General features: G+C 67.2%; 21 protein-coding genes. 13 read left to right on the forward strand and 8 right to left on the reverse strand.

The features are described 5' to 3' along the window. The first annotated feature begins 7 nt into the window (after positions 1–7). From IMZ29_RS13630 to IMZ29_RS13655, 6 genes are all read left to right on the forward strand, one after another. Positions 8–844, forward strand: coding sequence for an enoyl-CoA hydratase/isomerase family protein (locus tag IMZ29_RS13630; RefSeq protein ID WP_216184865.1), 837 nt, complete (start codon positions 8–10; stop codon positions 842–844). A gap of 61 nt (positions 845–905) precedes the next feature. Further along, positions 906–1,952: an ABC transporter substrate-binding protein gene (locus tag IMZ29_RS13635; protein WP_216184868.1), complete on the forward strand. Its 1,047-nt coding sequence runs from the start codon at positions 906–908 to the stop codon at positions 1,950–1,952. A gap of 68 nt (positions 1,953–2,020) precedes the next feature. Next, positions 2,021–3,718 carry an ABC transporter permease gene (locus IMZ29_RS13640; protein WP_216184871.1) on the forward strand — a complete coding sequence of 566 codons (1,698 nt, stop codon included), beginning with the start codon at positions 2,021–2,023 and terminating at the stop codon, positions 3,716–3,718. A gap of 8 nt (positions 3,719–3,726) precedes the next feature. Next, complete coding sequence (locus IMZ29_RS13645) at positions 3,727–4,791, forward strand: ABC transporter ATP-binding protein (protein ID WP_216184874.1); 1,065 nt, start codon at positions 3,727–3,729, stop codon at positions 4,789–4,791. A 49-nt stretch (positions 4,792–4,840) separates the two neighbouring features. Beyond that, positions 4,841–6,049: a CaiB/BaiF CoA transferase family protein gene (locus IMZ29_RS13650; RefSeq protein WP_253207121.1), complete on the forward strand. Its 1,209-nt coding sequence runs from the start codon at positions 4,841–4,843 to the stop codon at positions 6,047–6,049. A 14-nt stretch (positions 6,050–6,063) separates the two neighbouring features. Further along, the gene (locus IMZ29_RS13655) at positions 6,064–7,047 is read left to right on the forward strand and encodes a quinone oxidoreductase family protein (protein ID WP_216184876.1); all 984 of its coding nucleotides are present in this window, start codon (positions 6,064–6,066) and stop codon (positions 7,045–7,047) included. An 8-nt stretch (positions 7,048–7,055) separates the two neighbouring features. Here IMZ29_RS13655 and IMZ29_RS13660 read toward each other — a convergent pair whose 3' ends face one another. From IMZ29_RS13660 to IMZ29_RS13670, 3 genes are read right to left on the reverse strand one after another with little or no spacing between them, the layout of a single operon-like run. Beyond that, a complete protein-coding gene (locus IMZ29_RS13660; protein WP_216184878.1) occupies positions 7,056–8,555 on the reverse strand; it encodes a M81 family metallopeptidase in 1,500 nt (499 codons plus the stop codon). Beyond that, on the reverse strand, positions 8,552–9,562 hold the full coding sequence (locus tag IMZ29_RS13665) for a Bug family tripartite tricarboxylate transporter substrate binding protein (RefSeq protein WP_216184880.1): 1,011 nt from the start codon (positions 9,560–9,562) through the stop codon (positions 8,552–8,554). Before IMZ29_RS13665 ends, IMZ29_RS13660 begins: the two co-directional genes overlap by 4 nt. A gap of 42 nt (positions 9,563–9,604) precedes the next feature. Next, complete coding sequence (locus IMZ29_RS13670; RefSeq protein WP_216184882.1) at positions 9,605–10,429, reverse strand: carbon-nitrogen hydrolase family protein; 825 nt, start codon at positions 10,427–10,429, stop codon at positions 9,605–9,607. 150 nt (positions 10,430–10,579) lie between these two features. Between IMZ29_RS13670 and IMZ29_RS13675 the strand changes: the two genes are divergently transcribed. Beyond that, positions 10,580–11,920: an aspartate aminotransferase family protein gene (locus IMZ29_RS13675; protein ID WP_216184884.1), complete on the forward strand. Its 1,341-nt coding sequence runs from the start codon at positions 10,580–10,582 to the stop codon at positions 11,918–11,920. A 37-nt stretch (positions 11,921–11,957) separates the two neighbouring features. Further along, complete coding sequence (locus tag IMZ29_RS13680; RefSeq protein ID WP_371820262.1) at positions 11,958–12,818, forward strand: MurR/RpiR family transcriptional regulator; 861 nt, start codon at positions 11,958–11,960, stop codon at positions 12,816–12,818. 12 nt (positions 12,819–12,830) lie between these two features. Here the strand turns inward: IMZ29_RS13680 and IMZ29_RS13685 are convergent, their stop codons facing one another. After that, entirely contained in the window at positions 12,831–14,591 is a 1,761-nt protein-coding gene (locus IMZ29_RS13685; RefSeq protein ID WP_216184888.1) for a glutamine--tRNA ligase/YqeY domain fusion protein, read from the reverse strand. A gap of 205 nt (positions 14,592–14,796) precedes the next feature. Here IMZ29_RS13685 and recQ point away from each other — a divergent pair, with 205 nt between their 5' ends. From recQ to IMZ29_RS13700, 3 genes are all read left to right on the forward strand, one after another. Further along, positions 14,797–16,641, forward strand: a complete 1,845-nt coding sequence (gene recQ, locus IMZ29_RS13690; RefSeq protein ID WP_216184890.1) for a DNA helicase RecQ — start codon at positions 14,797–14,799, stop codon at positions 16,639–16,641. Then, positions 16,638–17,990, forward strand: coding sequence for an RNA polymerase factor sigma-54 (rpoN, locus tag IMZ29_RS13695; RefSeq protein ID WP_216184895.1), 1,353 nt, complete (start codon positions 16,638–16,640; stop codon positions 17,988–17,990). Before recQ ends, rpoN begins: the two co-directional genes overlap by 4 nt. A 130-nt stretch (positions 17,991–18,120) precedes the next feature. Beyond that, positions 18,121–19,095, forward strand: a complete 975-nt coding sequence (locus IMZ29_RS13700; RefSeq protein ID WP_216184898.1) for a tripartite tricarboxylate transporter substrate binding protein — start codon at positions 18,121–18,123, stop codon at positions 19,093–19,095. A gap of 21 nt (positions 19,096–19,116) precedes the next feature. On the opposite strand, the gene IMZ29_RS13705 is transcribed toward IMZ29_RS13700, so the two are convergent. The 3 genes from IMZ29_RS13705 to IMZ29_RS13715 all read right to left on the reverse strand — a co-directional run bounded on the left by IMZ29_RS13705 (position 19,117) and on the right by IMZ29_RS13715 (position 21,945). Further along, entirely contained in the window at positions 19,117–20,109 is a 993-nt protein-coding gene (locus IMZ29_RS13705; RefSeq protein WP_216184901.1) for a LysR substrate-binding domain-containing protein, read from the reverse strand. Between the two features lie 77 nt (positions 20,110–20,186). After that, positions 20,187–21,101 (reverse strand): hypothetical protein, encoded by a 915-nt coding sequence (locus tag IMZ29_RS13710; protein ID WP_216184904.1) that lies wholly within the window; start codon positions 21,099–21,101, stop codon positions 20,187–20,189. Between the two features lie 67 nt (positions 21,102–21,168). Beyond that, a complete protein-coding gene (locus IMZ29_RS13715; protein WP_216184907.1) occupies positions 21,169–21,945 on the reverse strand; it encodes an enoyl-CoA hydratase/isomerase family protein in 777 nt (258 codons plus the stop codon). 181 nt (positions 21,946–22,126) lie between these two features. On the opposite strand from IMZ29_RS13715, the gene IMZ29_RS13720 reads away from it, so the two are divergent. Further along, entirely contained in the window at positions 22,127–22,702 is a 576-nt protein-coding gene (locus IMZ29_RS13720) for a carboxymuconolactone decarboxylase family protein (RefSeq protein WP_216184910.1), read from the forward strand. After that, a complete protein-coding gene (locus IMZ29_RS13725) occupies positions 22,689–23,504 on the forward strand; it encodes an amidohydrolase family protein (protein ID WP_216184913.1) in 816 nt (271 codons plus the stop codon). Before IMZ29_RS13720 ends, IMZ29_RS13725 begins: the two co-directional genes overlap by 14 nt. Before the next feature lie 46 nt (positions 23,505–23,550). On the opposite strand, the gene IMZ29_RS13730 is transcribed toward IMZ29_RS13725, so the two are convergent. Further along, positions 23,551–24,168, reverse strand: coding sequence for a glutathione S-transferase family protein (locus tag IMZ29_RS13730; protein ID WP_216184916.1), 618 nt, complete (start codon positions 24,166–24,168; stop codon positions 23,551–23,553). Positions 24,169–24,186 lie beyond the last annotated feature (18 nt).

The raw sequence follows: 24,186 nt of genomic DNA on the forward strand, positions 1-24,186 counted from the left end.
GGTGCGCGTGGAGACGACGACACAGGCAGGTCCGCAGGCTGACACCGACGCCGGAACGAACCCGGTACTCACGATCGACGGCGCATGCGCCACCATCCGGTTGAACCGGCCGCGACATCTGAATCGCATCGATCCCACCGACGTGCCGGTCCTGACGGAGCAGCTCGCCCGCATCGCGGACGATCCGGCGATCCGCGTTCTGGTGCTCACTGGCACGGGGCGGGTCTTCAGTTCCGGGTACCACCTGGGCGATCTGGCCCGGCAGCGCAGCGAAGTCGATGACACTGCGCCGCCCCCACCGCCGTCGAACGAACCCAGCCCCTTCGATGCGCTGCTCGCAGCCCTCGAGAACGTGCGCGTGCCCACCATCTGCCGCCTGAATGGTCCGGTGTATGGCGGCGCCACCGATCTGGCCCTGTGCTGCGACTTTCGCATTGGCGAGGAAAGCTGCGAGATGTTCATGCCGGCCGCACGCCTGGGGCTGCACTACTACCGCAGCGGCATCGTGCGCTACACCTCGCGCCTGGGCGTGAACGCGGCCAAGAAGCTGTTTCTCACCGCGCAGACGATCAAGGCGCCCGAGATGTTGCGTGTGGGCTATCTCACGGAAGTGGTGCCCGTTGGCGGCCTGGACGCCGAAGTCTCTCGCCTGACGGAGGTGCTCGCCGCGCAGGCGCCGCTGGCCGTGGCCGGCATGAAGACGGCCATCAACGAGCTCGCCCGGGGCGAGTTCGATGCGGCCGGCTGCGATGCGCGGCATGTCGCCAGCACGCGCTCCGAAGACATCCGAGAAGGCGTCACCGCCTGGCACGAGAAGCGCAAGCCCGTATTCCAGGGCCGTTGAGCCTACCCGGCAAAGACGGCCGTCAGATGCCGTCGCCACACCAACGAGAGTGGAGACAACCATGGGAATTTCCCGTCGGCATTTCAATGCGGCGCTCGGTGCGTCGATCGCGCTGCCTGCCTTTTTTGCCCGGGCGGCTACGGACGAGGCGCACCTGAAGACCCTGCACGCGGCCGCGCAAAAGGAGGGCGAGCTCACCTGGTACGTGGCCCACACCACGTCCGAGGTGGCCGAGCGCATGAGCCAGCGCTTCACGCAGCGCTACCCGGGGGTGCGCGTGAACGTGGTGCGCACCACGGCCCAGGTGGCCTACCAGCGGCTGAACCAGGACATGAAGGCCGGCGTGGCGAACTGTGACGTGTTCGCCTCGACCGATCTCGGTCACTTCGTCGACCTCAAGCAGCGCAAGGCGCTGATGCCGTACCGGCCGCAATCGGCCGACCTGCTGGACAAGCGCTTTCAGAACATCGATCCCGATGCCGCCTACAACGTCACGGGCTCCAACCTCATCAGCATGCTCTACAACACGGCCCGTGTCCCGGCCGAGAAGGCGCCGCGCAGCTGGAAGGCGCTGACTGACCCTGCCTGGAAGGGGCAGCTCTCGGTAGGGCACCCGGGCTTCAGTGGCTTTGTGGGCACATGGCTGGTGCAGATGGTGGAACTCTATGGCGAGGACTTCATCGAGGCCCTGGCCGCGAACCAGCCCCAAGTTGGCCGTTCCATCATCGACACGGTCACCACGGTGATCTCCGGCGAGCGCGTGGCGTCGGCCGGGCCCGTGTCGCTCGCCCTCATGCAGAAATCCCGGGGCAACCCGATCGATGTGTCCTATGTGGACGAGGGCTGCGTGCTGATGGTCCTGCCCTCGGCCATCATGGCCAACACCCAGCGGCCCAATGCGGCCAAGCTCTGGATGGAGTGGGCCGTGAGCGAGGACACCGCGCGGATCTCCGCGGAGGAGTTCAACTCACCCGTGCTGGCGGGCTTCCCGCCCCGCGAGGGCGTGCGTCCGCTCGCTGAGATCAAGACGATCCAGCCGACGGTCAAGCAGATTATCGAGGGCGTGCCCGAGCTCACCGAGGTCTGGCGCGACGCCTTCGGCGTCTGAGCAGGACGGCCGGCGCGGCGCGCCGGCCGCGTCCCCGGGGCATTGCCCCTCCTCCCGGAACCCTCATCATGGCCCTTGCTTCGCAGGGTCCTGGCGCGCGACGCCTGGACCCGACGCTCGTCGTCTTCTCGCTGCTCATCCTGGTGCTGGTGTTCCTGGTCGCCAATCCCGTGCTGCGCCTCGTCTACGAGAGCCTGCGCGGTGACGAGGGCGGCCTCACCCTGTCGAACTACGCCAGCGCCTTCGGCCGCTCGCGCTACGTCACGGCGCTCTGGAACACGCTCTATCTTGGCATCACGGCCACGGCCTTCAGCCTGATCCTGGCGCTGCCCCTGGCCTGGGGCGTCTCGCGCACCAATCTGCCCGGAAAGGGCTGGTTCCACCTGGGCGTACTCGCTGCTTTCATCACGCCGCCGTTCCTGGGCGCCATCGCCTGGATCCTGCTGGCCGGCCCCAACGCGGGCTGGCTCAATCGCGGGTGGGTAGCGATCTTCGGTGGCGATGGCCCCTTCAATATCTTCAGCTTCTGGGGCGTGGCCGTGGTGGTGGCGCTGTATGCCTTTCCGCTCGTCTACATCTTTGCCAAGTCCGCCCTGGATCTCATCTCCACGGAGCTGGAGGATGCAGCTTCCATCCATGGCGCGGGCAAACTCGCCACGTTGCGCCGCGTCACCTTGCCGCTCATCCTGCCGGCCGTGTGCGGGGCGGCCATCCTCGTGTTCCTGGAGGCCATCGCGCTGTATGGCACGCCGGTGCTGCTGGCGATTCCGGCTGGCCTGAACCTGGCCACTACGCAGATGGCGGCATTCTTCGAATACCCCGTGCGCGTGGACGTGGCCGCGGCCTACGCCATGCCCATGCTCGCCACCACGGTGGTGCTGCTGGCCGTGCAGAAGCTGTTGCTCTCGCGCAAGGGGTACGTGTCGGTCTCTGGCAAGGGCGGCGAGCGCCGGCCGCAGGATATCGGCGGCTGGAAGTGGGTGCTCTTCGCCTACGCGTTCTTCGTGATGCTGCTCACCGTGATCATGCCGCTGGTGATGCTGCTCGGCGCCTCCTTCAGCCGCGCCTGGGGGCGCGGTATCGCGGCCGACAACTTCACGCTCGCCAACTTTCGCCACATCTTTCTGGAGCAGGCCACGGTACGCGACACCATCGTCAACACGCTGATGTACTCGGCGGCTGCGGCGGCGATCTGCGTGGTCATCGGGCTGGCCGTGGCCTACGTCACGCAACGGCGTGTGCTGCCGTTCCCCGGCGTGATCCAGTTCCTCGCGCTCGCGCCCTTCGCGGTGCCTGGCATCGTGCTGGCCGTGGCCTTCTACGCCGCGTATGGCGGGCCGCCCCTGTCGCTCTATGGCACTGGGCTCATCATCGTCATCGCCTTCGTCACGCGCTTTCTGCCGATCAGCGCCACGGCGGCCACGGCGGCGGTGAAGTCGCTCAATCCCGAGCTGGAGGAGGCCGTGCGCATCCTGGGCGGCTCGCGCCGCATGGCCATCACGCGGGTCGTCGTGCCGCTGTTGCGCAAGACGCTCCTCGGTGCCTTCATCCTCGTCTTCGTCATCGCCACGCGCGAGCTGTCCACCGCGGTGTTCCTGACCGGTCCCAACACCCGCGTCATGTCCGTGCTCATCCTGGATCTGTCCGAACAAGGCAGTTACGAGGTGCTGGCTGCCGTGGGCATCGTCGTGCTGGCCGTCACCACGTTCGTGGTCGCCGTGGGCGCCAAGTTCGTCGGCCGCGACTTCATGCTGCGTCGTCACTAGGAGTTCCCATGTCCACACTTGTCCTGCAGGACCTGAGCAAGCACTACGGCAAGACGCCCGTGGTGAACCAGCTGAGCCTGGATCTTCGCGAGGGAGAGTTCGTCTCGCTGCTGGGCCCGTCGGGCTGCGGCAAGACCACGACGCTGCGCATGATCGCCGGCTTCATCGAGCCCACGGGCGGGCGGATCCTGATGAATGGCGCCGAGCTGTCCTCGCCGGCGGGCAGCGTGCCGCCCGAGCGGCGCGGGATGTCGATGATCTTCCAGAGCTATGCGATCTGGCCCAACATGACCGTGGGCGAGAACGTGGCCTTCGGGCTCACGGTGCGCAAGCTGCCCACGGCCGAGGTGCGCGAGCGTACGCGGCACATCCTGAAGGTGGTGCATCTGGACCACCTGATCGACCGGTATCCGGCCGAGCTCTCGGGCGGGCAGCAGCAGCGCGTGGCGCTCGCGCGCGCCATCGTGATCCGTCCGCAGGTGCTGCTGCTCGACGAACCCCTGTCGAATCTGGATGCCAATCTGCGCGAGGAGATGCGCAATGAGATCCGGCGGCTGCACGACGAGTTCGGCATGACCACCGTGTACGTGACGCATGACCAGTCCGAGGCGATGGCCATCTCGGATCGCATCGCCGTGATGAGCGCGGGCAACCTGGAGCAGGTCGATTCCCCGTGGGCGCTGTACAACCGGCCGCGCACGCGCTTCGTGGCGTCCTTCATCGGCCGCACGAATCTGGTGGACGGCGTGGTGCGCGGCGAGCACATCGAGTGCGAAGGCTTCTCGCTCGCCAACGGCGCGGGCGGCCCGGCCCATGCCGCGGGCGCGCCGGTGCAGGTGTCCATCCGCCCACAGGCGCTCGCCCTGCACGCGCAGCCGCCGGCGGGGGCGCGTGCCACTGAGGTCACCATCCAGCAGCGGATCTACCTCGGTGAACACTGGGATTACCTCATCCAGCCGGCCGCCGGTGGCACGCCGCTGCGCGTGGCTGCACCCCCCGCCACGGCATTCGAGCGCGGCAGCACCGCGTGGATGACGCTGAACCCGGATGGCGTGGCCGTGCTGCCCGCCTGATCTGTCTGGTGATGACACGACGCCACAGGCGTCACAGCAAGGAGACGTCATGAAGCATGGCCCGTTGGCAGGCATGAAGGTGTTGGAACTCGCTCAGATCATGGCGGGGCCCACGTGCGGGGTGATGCTCGCCGACCTGGGCGCCGATGTGATCAAGGTCGAGAAGCTACCGGGCGGCGATGACACCCGCGGCTATCGCGAGGACACGGCACACCGCATCCCGCCGTCGTTCGCGATGCTCAACCGCAACAAGCGTGGCATCGCGCTGAACCTGAAGAAGCCCGAGGGCGTGGCCGTGTTGAAGCGCATGGCCGCCCAGGCCGACGTGCTGATCGAGAACTACCGCGCGGGCACCATGGACAAGCTCGGCGTGGGCTACGAGGCACTCAGGGCGATCAATCCTGCGCTCATCTACTGCTCGATCTCGGGCTACGGCCGCACCGGACCGATGGCCGACAAGGGCGGGTTCGATCTCATCGCCCAGGCCTTCGGCGGCATCATGAGCGTGACGGGCGAGCCCGGCGGCGCGCCCATGAAACCCGGGAACTCGGTGGCCGACATCAATGCCGGCCTGCTGGCGGTGATCGGCATCCAGGCCGCCTACGTCGAGCGGCTGCGCACGGGGCAAGGGCAGTACGTGGATACGTCGCTCTTCGAAGCCTCCCTGCAGCAGATGTACTGGTTCGCGGCGATCTACTTCGCCACGGGCCGCTCGCTGGGCGGCGCGGGTTCCGGCCATCCCCTCATCGCCCCCTACCAGGCGTTTCGCACGGCCGATCAATGGATCACCATTGGCGGGGCCAACCAGGCCAACTGGCATCGCATCGCGGATCTGCTCGGGCACCCGGAGTGGAGGGAAGACCCGCGCTTCCTGGCTGGCGAGAACCGCAAGGCCAATGAGAAGGTGCTGGCCGATCTGATCGGCGAGATCCTGGTGACCCAGCCGGCAGCCTATTGGCTGGACAAACTCGACGCGGTCGGCGTGCCGGCAGGCCCCGTCAACACCATCGGCCAGGCCCTGGCGCATCCGCAGGCCGCCGCGCGCGATATGGTCGTCACCGTGGATCACCCGAGCGCCGGCCCGATGCGCGCGCTCGGTCTGCCCGTGAAGCTGTCCAACCTGCCCCCGGGCCAGCCGACGCCACCGCCGCTGCTGGGCGAACACACACGCGCCGTCCTCGCCGATTATGGCTTCACCACCGACGAGGTCGACGACCTGCTCGCCTGCGGCGCCGTGACAGAAACCTCGGCCACTTGATAGCGGAGATTGCGATGTCGGATACCCACGGCGTTCTCGTTCATCACCACGGCGGCCCGGAGGTCCTCGAGTACGGGCCGCTGCCTGTGCGCGATCCTGCACCCGGCGAGGTGCGCGTGCGCCAGCAGGCCATCGGCCTGAACTACGCCGACATCTACCAGCGGCAGGGCGAAGCCGGGCCGCACGCGACGGGGCAGTTTCCGTTCATCCCGGGTTCACAGGGAGCCGGGGTGGTCGAGGCCGTTGGCCCTGGCGTGCAGCGCCTGCGCGTGGGGGATTCGGTGGGCTATATCCATGGCGCCACCTACGCGGACGCGGTTTGCGTGCCGGAGGATCGGGCGGTGTTACTGCCGCCCAGCCTGCCGGTGGAGCTCGCCGCCGCCTTCCTGCTGCGCGGCCTCACCGCCGAGTACCTGCTGCACCGACTGCATGCCGTGCAGCCGGGCGAAGCCATCCTGGTCCACGCCGCGGCGGGCGGGATGGGCGAGGTGCTGGGACAGTGGGGGCGGGCACTGGGCGCTACCGTCATCGGTACGGTCGGTGGCACTGCCAAGTTCGACACGGCTCGCGCACATGGGTGTCATCACGTCGTCGACTACCGCAAGCCCGGCTGGGCCGACGAGGTCAACGCCCTGACGAACGGCGAGGGCGTGGCCGTGGTGTACGACGCGGTGGGCAAGGATGTCTTCGTGGATTCGCTCGCGTGCTTGCGCACGCGCGGCTTGGCGATCAACTATGGCACGGCGTCCGGCAACGTCGAAGGCTTTGCGCTGCAACGCCTGCATGCCAAATCGCTGTCGGTGTGCCGGCCGACGCTGCGCAGTTTCATTGCCAAGCCAGACGAACTCGCCGCTGCGGCCGCGCGCTTTGTCCAGGCCATCGAGAACGGATGGCTGCGCCTGGCGGTGAGCCGCCGCTATGCCTTGCGCGACGTGCAACAAGCCCACGCGGACCTGGCAGCACGCGTCACCACGGGCGCGGCCATCCTGGTCCCGTGAGGCCGCACTTAATCGGTTAGCGGATAGTCCGCGGCAATGTGAGGATGCCGGAACGGCAGCAACGAGAGATCCAAGCATGCCGGGCCTGGGGCATCACAGTCGATGATGCGAGTGCAAACCTCGGCGAATGCGGCACGGAAGTGGTTCTTCGCCTTCACGCACAGCAGGCGCAATTCCGCCAGCTCCACACCGTGCAAGGCATAGAACGCAGGATCATCGGCTGCCGCGACGCGCTCGGTCACGATGATGCGAATGGACGGCTTGGCGACCAACCGCAGCACCGCGCTCGGGCCGCAGAAGCGTGCGACGCCTGTCTGCATCGGCCCGATGTTGCGGAAGTGACCGTCGGTCAGATGTTCGACCGTGGCGTGCACGGGCACGCCTGCACCGAAGCGATCGCCGTGTCGCGCGCCGAGCGTCAGACGAAGTTCCGCGCCGACGCCTGCGCGATGGGCGGCCCCCGCGGATTGCGGGCTGGCGATGCTGGCAAACACGGTGGGTCCTTGTGGATCCGCCGCCAGCAATGCCCGAAGCAGGCCGGTGGTGTCGCCACCACCACCCGACAGGGGGTTGTCGGCCGAGTCGGTGACCGCGATCAGCCCAGCCTGCGTGACCGCGAGCGCGGTGGCCAAAGCCTCGTCTGGGCTCGGCAGGCGCACGCGAAACTGCGGCGCGAGTTCGTGGATCCGTTGCGAGACCTCGCGCGCGGCCGCGTCGGCCTGACGTCCGTCGGGATCCCGGGCAGCATCGCTCACCACGAAGACCGAGGCGCCTGTGGCAGCGGTATCGGAATAGGGGAACCCGCCGAACACAGAAACGTCGAGCACGGGATCCGCCGTGGCGGCCCTCGCCGCCTGCTCGAGTTCGTGCATGGGACCTGCGATTGTGCGCATGTTCATGCTGGGCAGGATCACGCCGTGATTGTGCAGGGCCAGACGGGTGCGCAGGCCATGTTCGGCGCAACGCACAAGCCCCGCGATGACGCGCTCGGCGGTCTCGTGCATGTCTACATGGGGGTGGGTGCGATAGGCGCTTGCGATGTCGAGCACATCCGCCCAGTCGGGGGGCATGTTGGCATGCAGATCAAAACTCGCGCCCAGCGGCACTTTTGGCAGCATGCTGCGCACGAGACGGGCGACGTCGAGTTCCGGTGTGTCGTTGTCGGCAGTGATGGCCGCGCCGTGTAGCGACAGGTAGACGGCATCCCAGGTGCCGACGCGCAACCCCGCCTCGATGTCGGCCGTGAAGCGAGCAAAGACATCCGGTGCCACGGGGCCGGCGGGCAACGCGGAGGCGCAGCGCAGGACCACGACCTCCCAGTCTGGGCGGGCGTCGGCGAAGCTTGCCACCGCGCCGAGTTCGGTGGCAGTGCCCCGCATGGCATTCAGCACCTCGGGACCGGCCTGCCATTCATACGCGTCGAATTTCTCCTGCGTGGCCGGCTCTGGGCCGAAGGCGTTGCCCTCGAACCAGAACCGCGCCACCGCCATGCGCTTTCTGCGTGTCATTGCACGGTCGCCTTGAGGTCTTTCAGCACCTCGCCATAGCGTGCTTGCTCGGACGTGAGATGTTCGGCGAGCCGGGACGGTGGGCCACCGACGTGCACCGCCCCCAAGGCGCGAAACTTCTCGATTGCCTGGGGCTGCTTGGCGAACGCGTCGATGGCGGCGGCGATGCGTTCGGTGATGGCCCCTGGCGTTTCGGCCGGTGCCACGATCACGAACCAGGAAGGCAGTACGTACCCCGGGACGGTGGCGCCAACCGGTTGCACGCCGGGAAGAACTTCGAGCTCCTTCTCGCTTGCCACGCCCAGGGCGAGCAGGCGTTCAGAGCGGATATGGGGCAGCGCAGTGGGCACGTTGTCGCCCGCCAGATCGATGTGGCCGGCCATCAGGTCGGCCGACGCCTGTGCCGCACCCTTGTACGGCACGTGCGAGATGTCCACGCCGGTGAGCTGCTTGAGCAACTCCAGCTGGATGTGGCCCGTGCTGCCCACGCCGGGCGAGCCCCAGTTGAGCTTGCCAGGCTCGGCCCGGGCCCGGTCCAGGAGATCCTGGATGGTCTTCAGCCCGGACGCCGGATTGGTGACGATGACGTTCGGCACGTCCGCCACATAGGAAACGGCCGTGAAATCCTTCGCCGGGTCGAACGACATCTGCTTGTAGATGTAGGGGTTGATCGCAAGCGGGCCTGGCGTACCCATCAGCAGCGTGTAGCCATCCGGCTTGGCGCGAGCGACTTCGCTCGCGCCGATGTTGGCGCCGGCGCCTGGCTTGTTGTCGACGATCACTTGCTGCCCGAGCTCCTTGCCCAGCCCTTCGGCCACCAGGCGCGCGAGCACATCGGTGGTGCCGCCGGCGCCGAAGGGAACGATCAGCGTGAGAGGCCGGGTCGGCCATTCGGCGGCCAAGGCAGGCGCCGCGCCGATGCCTGTAGCGAGCGCTGCCGTGGCGGCGAATGCGACGAGCGCGACACGGCGCGCGCGATGATGTTGCGTTGCGAAGCAATGTGCCATGGGATTCTCTAATCGTGGTGGAGGGCCTTGGGTGCAGATTGTTCAAGGCGTGAGTCGGGCGTCCGCTTCCTCGGTCAGGCAGCGGTAGAGATCAGGGCGACGGTCACGTCGAACGGGATACGCCACACGCGCTCGCTCGACGGCGTCGCGTGAGACATCAGCCACGAGCAAGGCATCGCTCTGCGTGTCGGCACTGGCGAGCACTTCGCCATCGGGAGCGATGATGGCGCTTGCGCCACCCATCTGCCAGTCGCCCTCGCGGCCAACCTTGTTCGCTGCAGCGAGAAAGCAGCCGTTCTCGAACGCACGGGTACGTAGCACTTCCTGGAACATGTTCACGCGCGAGGTGGCGTAAGGCGCGATGAGCAACTCGGCGCCGTTCGCCATCAGGGCTCGCGCTGTTTCGGGAAATCCCATGTCGTAGCAGATCCCGATTCCCACGCGCCATTCACCCAGTGTGTAGGTGTCAAAGCGAGTGCCGTAGCGAAAGTACAGCTTCTCCAGACTCAGCACGCCGGCCGGATGCACCTTGCGGTACTTGAATGTGATGGCCCCGTCCGGACCGATGTGCATCGCCGTGTCGAAATAGAGTCCCGCTTCGACTTTCTCATAAATCGTGGCCACCACGGCCACGCCGTTGCGGGCGGCGGCCTCACGCACGGCGCTGAGGGTCGGGCCCTCATCCGTTTCGGCGAGTTGGCAATAGGAGGGGTCCTTGTATTGGGCGAAGAAGATCGTGTTGAAGAACTCGGGCAGCACGACCAGCTCCGCGCCGCGACCCGCCGCCTCGTCGATGTAATCACAAGACCGCGTGATGTTGCGCGCTACGTCCTCGGTGCTGCGCATCTGCACACAGGCAATTCTCATCAGGTCTCCTCGAAGGCGAATCCACTCGGCATCGGGACCGAAGTGATCAATTGATCTAAAAATGATAGGATGAATCATATGATCCATCCTTCGTGCCGTCACGTCAATACGTCATCGACAGTCGGCGCGGGCACACTAGGGCAGTAGGGCATGACACACATCCTCCATCGCGTACCCCGCACGCCGCCTTCGCTCGCCGTGCAAGGCGAAGGCAGTTTCCTCATCGACCAGGCGGGCACGCGCTATTACGATGGCTCCGGCGGCGCTGCTGTGTCCTGCCTCGGACACGGTCATCCGGAGGTGATAGAGGCCATGATTGCTCAGTTGCGCAAGCTCGAGTACGCGCATACCGGTTTCTTCTCATCGGAGCCCGCCGAGCAGCTTGCGGACCTGCTCGCACGCCGTTCGCCTGCCGGCCTGGACCACGTCTACTTCCTGTCGAGCGGCTCCGAGGCCGTGGAAACTGCGTTGAAGCTGGCGCGGCAATACCATGTCGAACGGGGGCAACCCCAACGCCGACACAACATCGCCCGTTTGCAGAGCTATCACGGCAACACGCTAGGAGCGCTTGGCATTGGCGGACATCTGGGACGGCGCGCGCTCTATCAACCCCTGCTTGCGGAAAGCCACCACGTATCGCCGTGCTTTGCACGGCACTATCGGCGCAACGACGAAACGGACGACGCTTACGGGCGGCGTCTGGCTGCCGAGCTGGAGACGAAAATCTTGGCACTGGGTGCCGACACGGTCAGCGCCTTCATTGCTGAGACCGTCGGTGGCGCCACGGCGGGCGCGGTGTGCGCTGTGCCTGGTTACTTTCAACGCGTACGCGAGGTGTGTGACCGGTACGGCGTGCTGCTGATCCTCGACGAGGTGATGAGCGGTATGGGACGCACAGGCTTCTATCACGCATTCGAGGCGGAAGGTGTCGTGCCGGACATCCTTTGTCTTGCCAAAGGGCTTGGCGGTGGGTACCAGCCCATCGGCGCGATGCTTGCGCAGGCACACGTCGTCGAAGCGGTAGTCGCTGGCTCGGGGGCGTTCCAGCATGGCCACACTTATGTGGGACATCCCGTCGCCTGCGCTGCGGCACTTGCCGTACAGACCATCATCGAGCGCGACGATCTCGTTGCCCGCTCTGCGCAACTCGGAGCCTACCTCGAGCGAGGATTGCAGCAGCGATTCGTCAACCATTCACACGTTGGCGACATCCGTGGTCGAGGCCTGTTCATGGCAATCGAACTCATGCAGGACCGCGTCAATGAAAGGCCGTTTGCGCCGCCACTCCAGTTGCACGCGCGCATCAAGCGCCATGCACAGCGACTCGGCCTGCTCTGCTATCCGGGCGGCGGCACCATCGATGGCGAACGCGGAGACCATGTGTTGCTCGCGCCGCCGTACCTGACGACGGAAACCGAACTCGACATGGCACTCGATCTTCTCGTCAGCGCGGTCGACGCCGGCATCCAGGAGGCTGTCACCGTAGAATAAGGCCCCCGCAGAAGGAGTCAGCATGGATAAGCAAACGGTGGACAAGCTGATCGAGGCCCAGTATCCAGGCCTGTCCCCGACGTTGCAGCGCGCCGCACGCTATGCCATCGACAACCCGCGGTCCATCGCGCTGAACTCGATGCGCGCTTCAGCCGCCGAAGCCGGGCTGCAGTCCAGCGCTATGCACCGACTTGCAAGGCAACTGGGTTTCGAAGGCTACGATGATTTGCGGACGGTCTATCGGGAGTGGCTCGGGCAGGAGGGTGCGTCGTTCTCGGCCCGCGCCACGGCATTGCAGCGACGCGGCGCGCACGGCCAGGCCGGCACGCTGGTTGCGGACATGGTGGCGGCCGATACTCGCAGTCTGGAGCGCATGACGACGCCAGAGACCATGGCCGCGATTGCCGCCGCCCATGACATTTTGAGAGAGGCACGTCATATCTACGTGGTCGGATTGCGGAGCCTGATGCCGGCTGCGTTCTACTTCAACTATGCCTGTGGCATGTTCCGGCACAACACCACGTTGCTCACGGGTGTGGGTGGCACCTTTGCCGACGAGCTGCGTCGTGCTGGCCCAGACGACGCGCTGTTGGTATTCAGCTACGAGCCGTACGCTCGCGACACGGTCCGCGCCGTGCGATTCGCAAACCTGAAAGGCGTGCGTGTCGTGGGCGTCACCGACAGTGTGGTCGCGCCAATAGCCGCTCAGGCGGCAGCCCTCATCGTGGTGGGCAATGCGTCGCCGTCCTTGTTTCCCTCTGTCGCTCCGGCGCTTGCGGTAGCGCAAGCGCTTGCGGCGCTGCTGCTGGCGAGTGGCGGCGCGGCGAGCCTGCGCGAAGTCGAAAAGAGCGAAGCGCAACTGCGCGACTTCGCGGTGTACCTCGACGAAAAGGGCTGACCTGCTCGACGCTTACTTCGTCCAGGAATCGCGCAGCGTCACGGCGCGGTTGATCACGGGCTTGTCGACGGTGGACAGCTTCAGGTCGGCCGTGAAGTAGCCCAGCCGCTCGAATTGCCAGGTCATGCCGGGTTTGGCTTGGATGCCGGGCTCCAGCCAGCCTTGCACGGTCTGGATGGAATCGGGATTCAGGTGATCGAGGAAATCCTTGTCGCCGCTGTCCGGATGCGCATCGGCGAACAGGCGGTCGTACAGGCGGATCTCGGCGGACACTGCGTGCGCGGCACTCACCCAGGTGATGTTGCCCTTGACCTTGACGCTATCCGCGCCCGGCGTGCCGCTCTTGGTGTCGGGCAGGTATTCGGCGTGGACTTCCGTCACGTTGCCGGCGTCGTCCTTCACGAAGCCCGTGCAGCGCACCACATAGGCGTACTTCAGGCGCACGGTGTTGCCCGGGAAGAGGCGGAAGTATTTCTTTGGCGCTTCTTCGCGGAAATCATCGCGCTCGATCCAGAGTTCGCGCGAGAACGGAAATTCACGCACGCCGGCGTCCGCGTCGTGCGGATTGCGCGGCGCCGTGCAGGCTTCGCTCTGGCCTTCCGGGTAATTCGTGATGACGAGCTTGATCGGATCCAGCACGGCGACGCGGCGCTCGGCCTTGGGATCGAGGTCGTCGCGCAGGGCCTGCTCGAGCAGGCTGTAGTCGAGCCGCGAATCGGATTTGGACACACCGCTGCGTTCGCACAGGAGACGGATCGCTTCAGGCGTGTAGCCGCGTCGGCGCAGGCCGACCAGCGTGGGCATGCGCGGATCGTCCCAACCATCCACGCGCTCCTCGCGCACGAGCTGCAGCAGCTTGCGCTTGCTGGTGACGATGTACGAGAGATTCATGCGCGCAAATTCGTACTGGTGCGGCAAAGGCTTGGCGAGCTTGCCCAGCTCGGCCAGGCGCGCGAGCAGCCAGTCGTAGAACGGGCGCTGATCCTCGAATTCGAGCGTGCAGATGCTGTGTGTGATGCCTTCGAGCGCGTCCTCGATGGGATGCGCGAAGGTGTACATCGGGTAGATCGACCAGGCGCTGCCCGTGCGATGGTGCTCGGCGTGGCGGATGCGGTAGAGCACCGGGTCGCGCAGGTTGATGTTGGGCGAACCCATGTCGATGCGCGCGCGCAGCGCCATGCTGCCATTCGGGTGCTTGCCGTCGCGCATCTCGCGCAGCAGCGCGAGCGATTCTGCGGCCGGCCGATTGCGCCAGGGCGAATCCTTGCCACGCTCGGTGAGCGTGCCGCGCATGGCGCGCATCTCGTCGGCGCTTTGCTCGTCCACGTAAGCGTGGCCAGCTTCGATCAGCGCCTCGGCGCACTCGTACATGAAGCCGAAGTAGTCGCTCGCGAAGTACAGGTGCTCGGTGCCGTTGGCCTGCCAGTCGAACCCGAGCCAGCGCACCATGTCGATGATGGCGTCGACGTACTCCTGATCTTCCTTTTCGGGATTCGTGTCGTCAAAGCGCAGGTGACAGACGCCGCCGTAGTCGCGCGCCAGACCGAAATTCAGGCAGATGCTCTTGGCGTGGCCGATGTGCAGATAGCCATTGGGCTCCGGCGGAAAGCGCGTGCGGATCCGGGCCGGGTCGGGCTGGCCCTCGCTCTGCAGCCGTGCGGCGTCCGCTGGCCCGCCCGCCCACTGCTTGCCAGCGAAGCGTTGGGCGTCGAGATCGGACTCGATCTGATTGCGCAGGAAGTTGGCGGCGGGGACGGCGGCAGGTGCGTTCATTACGGCGAGATGGCGGGCAGGAGGGATGCAGCGCAAAGGGGGATTTTGCCATGCTTAGCGCCCGGCGACGTTTTGGCGTGCACCTGGATGGTGCGTTGACATGTTGCGCCGCAGCAATCTCACTGTCAAGGCCGTCCGACGGCCTCTGTCCGCGTTTCGCACGCACCGATAAGCAAATCCTGCGCCAAGTCTTAAAATAGTCGGGATGTCCACGATTCCTGACACCCCCATCGACCCCCGCGCCTTGAGCGTCCTGCAGCAGGTCTTCGGCTACGAACAGTTCCGAGGCCAGCAGGGCGCTGCCGTCTCGCAGCTGATCGCCGGCGGCGATGCCCTGGTGCTCATGCCCACCGGTGGCGGCAAATCGCTGTGCTACCAGGTGCCGGCGCTGGTGCGCGAGGGCACGGGCATCGTGGTGTCGCCGCTGATCGCCCTCATGCAGGATCAGGTCGACGCGCTCACCGAGCTCGGCGTGCGTGCGGCCTACCTCAATTCCAGCCAGACGCTGGACGAGGCCCGGGCTGTCGAGCGCGCCTACGTCACCGGGCAGCTCGATCTGCTCTACGTGGCGCCCGAGCGGCTGCTCACGGAGCGCTGCCTGGCCCTGCTCGACCGTGGCCGCATTGCGCTCTTCGCGATCGACGAGGCACATTGCGTGTCCCAATGGGGCCATGATTTCCGTCCGGAGTACATGGGGTTGTCGCTGCTGCACGAGCGCTGGCCGCACGTGCCGCGCATCGCGCTCACCGCCACCGCCACCGCGGCCACGCGCCAGGAGATCGTCGAGCGGCTGGATCTCTACGAGGCCGCACAGTTCGTCGCGAGCTTCGATCGGCCGAACATCCGCTACCGCATCGTCGAGAAGGACGACGTGCGGCGCCAGTTGCTGGCCTTCATCAAGAACGAGCATGCGGGCGAGGCGGGCATCGTGTATTGCCTGTCGCGATCGCGCGTGGAGGAAACGGCGGCCTACCTGGCGGCGCAAGGCATCAATGCGTTGCCCTACCACGCCGGCTTGCCGGCGCCGGTGCGTGCGGCCAACCAGTCGCGCTTCCTGCGTGAGGACGGCTTGGTGATGTGCGCCACGATCGCCTTCGGCATGGGCATCGACAAGCCTGACGTGCGCTTCGTCGCACACATCGATCTGCCCAAGTCCGTGGAGGGCTACTACCAGGAGACGGGGCGGGCCGGGCGCGATGGGCTGCCGTCACAGGCCTGGCTGGCGTATGGCCTGCAGGACGTCGTCCAGCTGCGCCGCATGATCGACGAATCCGATGGCGACGACGTCCACAAGCGTCGCATGGGCGCGCAGCTCGATGCCATGCTCGGGTTGTGCGAGACGGTGGAGTGCCGGCGCACGCGGCTCCTCGCCTACTTCGGGCAGCAGATCGGACCGTGCGGCAATTGCGACACCTGCCTCACGCCGCCCGAGGCGTGGGACGGCACGGTCCCTGCCCAGAAGGTGCTGTCGGCCGTGTATCGCCTCTGGAAGGAGCGCGGGCAGCGCTTCGGCGCCGGTCACATCATCGACGTGCTGCGCGGCAAGAAGACTCCGCGTGTGGATCAGCACCAGCACGAGACCCTGTCCGTCTTCGGCGTGGGGGCGGATCTGTCCGAACGCGAGTGGCGCAGCGTGTTGCGCCAGCTGATCGCGCAGGGCCTGCTGGCCGTGGATCACGACGGCTTCGGAACGCTCGCGCTCACCGAGGCAAGCCGTGCGGTGCTCAAGGGCGAGCACACGCTGATGCTGCGCCGGGAATCCCCCAAGGCGGCCGCGCGCGCCTCGCGCAGCGAAGGTCGCGCCAAGCCCGCCGCGATCGCCCTGGATCCGGCCGACGAGGCCGTGTTCCTCGCGTTGCGTGCCTGGCGCGCGTCCGTGGCGAAGGATCACGGCGTACCCGCGTATGTCATTTTCCACGACGCCACGCTGCGGGAGATCGCCCGTGCGCGGCCCGGCTCGCTGGACGACCTGGCTCACGTCAATGGCGTGGGCGATCGCAAGCTCCAGGCGTACGGCGAGGCGATCCTCGAACAAGTGGAGGCCCATTGAAGCCGGCATTGCAACTGCGCGCGTCGCAGCATCTGGCCCTGACCCCGCAACTGCAGCAATCGATCCGGCTGCTGCAGATGTCCACGCTCGAGCTCGAGACCGAGATCGAACAGGCTTTGCAGGACAACCCGCTGCTCGAACGCGAGGAGCCCGCCGATGGTGGCGACGAACCGCGCGAGACCATGCGGGTGCAGCGCGCCGAGCGTCGCGCAGACGGTGAGCTCGACGACGAAGCGCTGCAGCAGGAGGCCCCGCCGGCCTCGCTGACGGCGCACCTGCTGGCTCAGCTCGCGCTCACCAAGGTGTCGCGCCGTGATGCCGCCCTGGTGGAGATCCTGGTGGGCGAGCTGGACGACAACGGCTATCTGCCGGTGACGCTCGACGAGGTGGCGAGCATGTTGCCCGAAGAGCTGGAGATCGACGAGAGCGAGATCCGCATGGCGCTCAACCTGCTCCAGTCCTTCGAGCCCGCGGGCATCGGCGCGCGCGACATGGCCGAGTGCCTCGTCCTGCAGTTGCGGCAGCCGGATCTGGCCGTGTTTCCCGAGCTGGCCAAGCCACGCGTACTCGAGGCCGCACGCCGCGTGTGCCGCGAGCACCTTGGCCTGCTGGCCTCCCGGGACTACATCCACCTGCGCCGCGCCCTGCAGTGCGACGACGATTGTCTGCGTGCCGTGCAATCCGTGATTCGCCGGCTCGATCCCCGTCCAGGGGCCCAGTACACAGGCCGCGAAGCGCAATACGTGCTGCCGGATGTGATCGTGCGCAATGTGCGCGGGCGCTGGCGCGCGGAGCTCAATCCCGAGACCCGGCCGCGCCTGTCGGTCAATCAGCTTTACGCCAGCATCGTCAAGAGCGAGCGTGGCAGCGGCCTCGCGGACCAGTTGCGCGAGGCACGTTGGCTGATCCGCAACATCCAGCAGCGCTGCGACACCATCACCCGGGTCGCCCAGGAGATCGTGGATCGTCAGCAGGGCTTCTTCGAGCATGGCGCCATCGCCATGCGTCCGCTGGTGCTGCGCGAGGTGGCCGAGGCGCTGGAGCTGCACGAGTCCACCATCTCGCGGGTCACGACGCAGAAGTACATGCTCACGCCGCTCGGCACCTTCGAGTTCAAGTACTTCTTCGGCAGCCAGGTATCGACGCAGGCGGGCGGCGTGGCCTCAGCCACCGCCGTGCAGACCCTCATCAAGCAGATGGTGGCCTCCGAGAATGCCTTGAAGCCGCTGTCGGACAACAAGATCGCGCAGATGCTGGAAGAGCAGGGCATGGTGGTGGCCCGGCGCACGGTGGCGAAGTATCGCGAGGCCTTGCGCATTCCTCCGGCCTCGCAGCGCAAGACCTTGTAGGGCCAGGGGCGGGCTTCGCCATCGCGAAACCGCGGTTTCGGCGATCGCGAATGGCCGCGGGCCGAGAAGGGCGGCCATACTCGGGCTGGACGCGCCACGCAGAGCGCGGTCAACCTGAGGAGGAGACCCCATGCCCACGTACTCGATGCGGCTCATCGCGGCCAGCCTGGCCGCATTCGCCCTGGCCCCCGCGATGGCGGCAGATGCTGCCTGGCCCACGCGTCCCATCACGCTGATGATCCCGTACCCGCCGGGCGGCAGCGCCGATCTGCTCGCGCGGCCGATCGCTGCCAAGCTGGAAAGCCGGCTGGGCCAGCCCGTGGTGCTCGACTACCGGCCGGGCGCCGGTGGCTCGATCGCCACGGCCAGTCTGGCGCGCGCCGAGCCAGATGGCCATACGATGCTCATGGTGCTCGCGGCGCATGCGATCAACGTGAGTCTGTACCCCAAGCTGCCCTACGACACGCGCAAGGATTTCGCGCCCGTGTCGCTGGTGGCCACGCTGCCGCTACTCGTGGCCGCGCCGCTCGCCACGCCGGCCGATTCGATGCCGGCCGTGGTCCAGTACGCCAAGGCCAACCCAGGCAAGCTCACCTATGCGTCTGCCGGGCCGGGCAACACCAGCCATCTGGCAGCGGCGATGTTCGCACAGACGGCGGGTGTGGACATGGTGCACATTCCCTACAAGGGCAGCGGCCCGGCGGTCGTCGCCCTGCTGTCCGGCGAGGTGTCGTTGATGTTCGACAGCATCTCCACCTCGCTGCCGCACGTCAAAAGCGGTAAGTTGAAGGCGCTCGCCGTCACGGGCGAGGCGCGCTCGCCATTGCTGCCAGACGTGCCGACCGTGCGGGAATCGGGTGCCGCCGATTTCGCCGTGGACGGCTGGTACGGCATCATCGCGCCAGCAGGCACGCCAGCATCGGCCATCGACCGGTTCAACAGTGCGATCCGTGAGGTCATTGCCGAAGCGCCGGTACGCGAGCAGCTGGAAAGCTATGGGTATGCCATGGTGGGCTCCACACCACAGGCCTTTGGCGATCACATCACGGCCGAGATCGATCGTTGGGGCGAGGTGGTCCAGGCGTCGGGCGCCAAAGTGGAGTAGGGCGTGGCGTGCGGGTGCGCGTCAGTCGGCGCCCGGCCCGGTCGCCCCCGCCACGGGCACCGGCCGCCACATCCCGCTGCGCGCCATGCTGGCCACGATGGCCTGGATCTGCCCCGCCACGGCCGACACGGCCCGCGCTGGCCCCTTGGACTTGGACAAGGCCATCGAGATGGTGCGTTGAAAGGGCGGATCGATGATGCGTGCGGCCTGCAGTCGGCCTTCGGCCACTTCTGTCCAGACGGCATGGATGGGCAGCACGGTGTAGAGCCGGGCCTCGGCCACCAGGGATTTCTGTAGCGGCAGCGAATCCGCTTCGATGGCCGGTGACAGCGTGATGTGCGCCTGGCGCGCCATGGCGTCCAGCGCGGTGCGCAGGCCATTGGGTGCGCTGGGCAGGATGAACGGCAGGCCATCGAGCGTGGCGAAGGGCACTTCCGCGGGCGCAGTGAGCCGATCCCCAGGTGCACCGATCAGGTAGCTGTCCACCGTGGCCAGCGATTGCTCGTGTTCGGGCAGGCTCGCCCCGTAGCGGTACAGGATCGCGATGTCTACGCGCGCGTCGGCGAGCCACTCTTCTACCTGGCCGCTGGAGCCCTCCAGGATCTTGAGCGTGACGCCGGGATGGCGGCTGCGGGTCTCCGTGAAGAGACGTCCCACCAGCGGATGACCGATGGAAGGCAGCGAGCCCACGGTGACGCGTCCGCCGGGCTCACGCGCCTGGCCGCGGATCTCGGCTTCGAGTTGCTCGGCATCGGCGAGCAGGGCCTTGACCTGGGGAAAGATGCGCTGGCCGACCTCGGAGAGTTCCACGCCGCGGCCGGTGCGGTTGAAGAGTCGGGCACCACACTCGCGCTCGAGCGCATTCAGCTGGCGGCTGAGCAGCGATTGATTGCTGTCGAGAAAGAGGGCGGCCCGGGTGAGGCTGCCCAGCTCGCCGATCGCGACGAAGGCACGCCACTTGTGCAGGCCGGCCGTGACGTCGAGGTGGAAGGCAGTGGCCTTGGGAGCTTGCATGTCGGCTCGCGGCTCGGTACGACGGGGGATGCAGTGTACTGCGCGAGGTGCAGTCGACGGGCCCGAGAGCCTAGAGGTTAACCCTCAGACGCGGCGCGCAGGCGCGGTCCGAGCGCGAGCAGCGACTGCACCGCCTGGGTGCGACGCTCGGGCTGCGAATGCCAGCCGTTCGCCGCATACCGCGCGCACGCCTGCAGGGCGGCAGCCCGACCGGCCTCGGCATCCGGGGGGAGAGGCTTCACGCTGCCCGCGAGCCGCGCCGTCACTGCGGCGAAGCGCTCGGTCGGCATGGCAGGGGCGTCGAGTGCATGGATGCTCGGTGCGAAGGCCTGGGTGAGCGTCAGGGCCAGCATGTAGTCCGAGGGCGCCTGCAACTGCACCGAGCCATCGGAATAGAAGGCCAGCAGCGGGAAGTAGGGCGCGAGCGCAGGGAAGACGTGATTCGGCGTGGTGACGACGTCCCAGTAACTGTGGGCGATGCGGGCGAAGTGGGCGTAGTCCGTGATCGGCGCGAGATTGGCCTCGGCGAACGGCAGGATTTCCACCGGCGGCTTGGCCGGATTGACCGTGTCGTTGGCGACGTCCACATACAGCGTGCCCACGAGGAACGCGTTCTGGAAGTAGGTCTCGCGCAGGGCGCCCCAGACCTGGCGCACCGTGCCGCCCGCACGCGCGAACGCCATGAGCGCGGCGAACCCGCGGGCAGGCGCGCCCCCCACGTCCTGCGGCAGCAGCCGGCCCAGCGCCTGCTGCGCGGCCTGGGAAATCTCCAGACATTGGCCCTTGGGGTAGGGCTTGCCCTCCTTCATGGGCAGCCGACGACGCAAGGCGTCGTCCAGCCTGGCACGCAGGGCGCGAAAGAACGCGTCCAGATCGTCCAGGACGGGCAGCAGATGAGTGGCGGTCAGGGCGGCCTCGCGCGCCGGGTCGGCGATGCGGGGCTCGTTGGGCAGGAGCGGCCCCTCACGAGGGGCGGCAGGCAAGGTCGACATGGGTATCCCGGCAAGGAGAACGGGGCGCCGGGCTACGCCGCGCCAGACCGGGATTCTACGGCGTCGCTCAGCGGCCCGTGAACACCGGGGTGCGTTTCTCGCGGAAAGCGGCCTGCGCCTCGCGTGCGTCGTCGGTGTTGGCGATGACGGCGGTCATGTCCTGCTCGTAGCGATAGCCATCGCGCAGGCTCATGTCCTCGATGACGTTCATGGTGTGCTTGCCCATGCGGGTGGACACTGGGCTCTTGCTCGCGATGGTTTGTGCGAGCGCCAGCGCCGTCGGCATCAGTTCCTCGGGCGACGTGCAGGCCTCGACGATGCCCAGGCGATACATCTCGGCGCCCGGCATGCGCTCACCGGTGAGCGCCATGCGACGCAGGCGCGAGTGCGGAAAGAGCCGCATGGCATGGCGGCAGCCACCCAGGAGGCCGACGTCGACTTCCGGCAGGCCGAGGGTGGCCTTCTCCGAGGCGACGAGCACGTCCGCGGAGGCCACCATCGCGAGGCCCGCGCCCAGGGCCGCGCCATTGATCGCCACGATGACGGGCTTGGCGCACTCGCGGATGGCATGGAAGCACTCGCGCGTGCGGCGTGAGTGGGCCGGCAGGTCGCCTGGACCCTTGATGACGTCCGCCCGGCCCTTCAAGTCGGCGCCGGCGCAGAAGACCTTGCCCTGGCCCGTGAGCACCACGACGCGGATCTCGGGCATTTCGCTGATGCGATCCAGGGCGAGGGTGAGCTCGTCGTTGAGGGTGCGCGTGAGGGCGTTGACGGGCGGCGCATCCAGCGTGAGCACGGCGATGTGGTCGCGCATCTCGACGCGCAGCTGGGTCAGGTCGTTCATGAGGCAAGTCTCCGAGAGGCAAAGAGGGCCCGGCGAGCGCGCGGGCATGCTGGCTGCCAGTCTAGCGGCGCGCGCCCGCGTGTCGCGTCGGCCCTGCCGCAAGACAGGTATGTCGTGTGCGCCATAACTGCCACGCGAGTGGCAGCGGATAATCCGCGCAGACGTACAGGAGAATCGACGCATGCCCAGAATTCCGCTGCCCACCCCCGAGACCCTCACCCCAGAGCAACGCCCGGTATACGACAAAGTCGTCGCCGGGCGCCGTGGCCGCCTGCGCGGTCCGCTGCGCGCCGCGCTCTACAACCCGGAGCTGGCCGACCGTTGGCAGGCCCTGGGTGAGCTGCTGCGCTACAACACGACGCTGTCGCCGCGCCAGTCCGAGCTGGCCATTCTCGTCACCGGCCGCGCCTGCCAGTCGCCATTCGAATGGGATGCGCACCGCACCGAGGCCGAGAATGCCGGCGTCGAGACGCCGGTGATCGAGGCCTTGCTGGCCCGTCAGGTGCCGGAAGGGTTGGCCGAGGACGAGGCGGCGATCGTGCAGTTCGCGATCGAACTCAATCGGGACAATTCGGTGTCGGATGCGACCTACGCGCGTGCCCTCGCGCTGCTGGGCGCGCGCACCGTGGTCGAGCTCACGGCGCTCGTGGGCTACTACACGATGGTGGCGATGACGCTGAACACCCACGAGATCCCGCTGCCCGAAGGTGTCGAGCCCGCGTTCCCGTTGCCGCAGCACGGGGGTGACCGTGGTTGAGGTGACCGGCTGGGACTGCCACGCGCACCTCTTCGGGCCCTACGCGCAATTTCCGCTGGCGGCCGATCGCAGCTACACCCCACCGGAGGCCACCGAGGCCGCCTATCAGGCGCTGCTGGCCGATCTGGGCCTCTCTCACGGCGTGCTCGTGCATCCGAGCGCCTACGGCGAGGATTACACGCTGTTGTTCCATGCCTTGCAGGCCCATGCCAATCTGCGCGGCGTGATCGTTGCACAGGCCGACACGCGGCTGGATCTGGGCAGCCTGCGGGGGCGCGGCGTGCGGGCCCTTCGCTTCAGCCACCGCAGCGGGGCGGGCGGCAACTTCGCCGGCAGCGCCAGCCTTGCGGATCTGCAGACGCTCGCACCGCGCCTCGCCGATGCCGGCCTGCATGCCGAGATCTGGACGGACACGCAGGTGCTGCCCGAGATCGCAGACGCGCTGGCGTCACTGCCTTGCCCCGTGGTGATCGACCACATGGCGATGTTCAGCGTGGATGACGGCGTGGATAGCCCGGGCATGCAGACGGTGCTACGGCTGCTGGGCACGGGCAGGATCTGGATGAAGCTGTGCGCCTACCGCAACCTGCAGGGCCGGGATCTGGAGGCGGGGCGTCCCTTTCACGAGGCCATGGTGGCCGCCAACCCGGACCGCGTGGTGTGGGGCACGGACTGGCCGCATCTGCGCATCTCGCCAGCGCCACGCACGGCCGATCTGCTCGCGTGCCTGCGCGCGTGGACGCCGGATGCAGCCCTGCAGCGCCGCATCCTGCTCGACAATCCGCGGGCGCTTTACGACTGATCTGCGCCTCGGTGTCGTGCGGGCAGCCGCCCGCGCGACACCGGGCTCATTTGAGATCGAGGTCGGGCGAGGTCGCCTGAAACGACGGACGTGCCGCCAGGGTGGCGTACCAGTCTGCCAATGCCGGCGCGCGCGTGCGCCACGCTTCGGCGTCGAAGCGGAAATCCGCATAGCCGAGCATGCAGCCCACGGTGATGGTGCCGATGGACAGCGGGGCGGCGGCGAGCGCGGGCGCCTCGGCTTCCAGCACGGCCAGCGTGTTCGCGAACTTGAGCGAGAACGCGTCGACAAGGGCCTCAAGCCGCTGCGCATCCGTGCGCTCGCGCTCGTTGCGCCAGAGGATGAGGGCATCGAGCATGCCGTCGCCCAGCGCGTGCCAGCGCAAGGCGTCCCACTTGGCTTGGCCGCGGGTCGGGAAGAGCGAGCCTTCGGCCAGATCGTTCAGGTACTCGCAGATCACGACCGAATCGAAGAGCCGCATGCCATCGTCGAGCACCAATGTGGGTATCTTGCTGAGCGGGTTGTCGCGCATGATGTCCGGATTCGGCCGCAGCATGGCGGCGACGGACCGCACGCGCGTGAGACGATCGGCCACGCCCAGCTCCAGGGCGCAGACCATCACTTTGCGGACGTAGGGGGACTTCGGGGACCAGTGCAGTTGCATGCGTGACTCCAGGTTCAG

It is taken from the genome of Verticiella alkaliphila (assembly GCF_018904615.1).
GTDB lineage: Bacteria > Pseudomonadota > Gammaproteobacteria > Burkholderiales > Burkholderiaceae_B > Verticiella > Verticiella alkaliphila.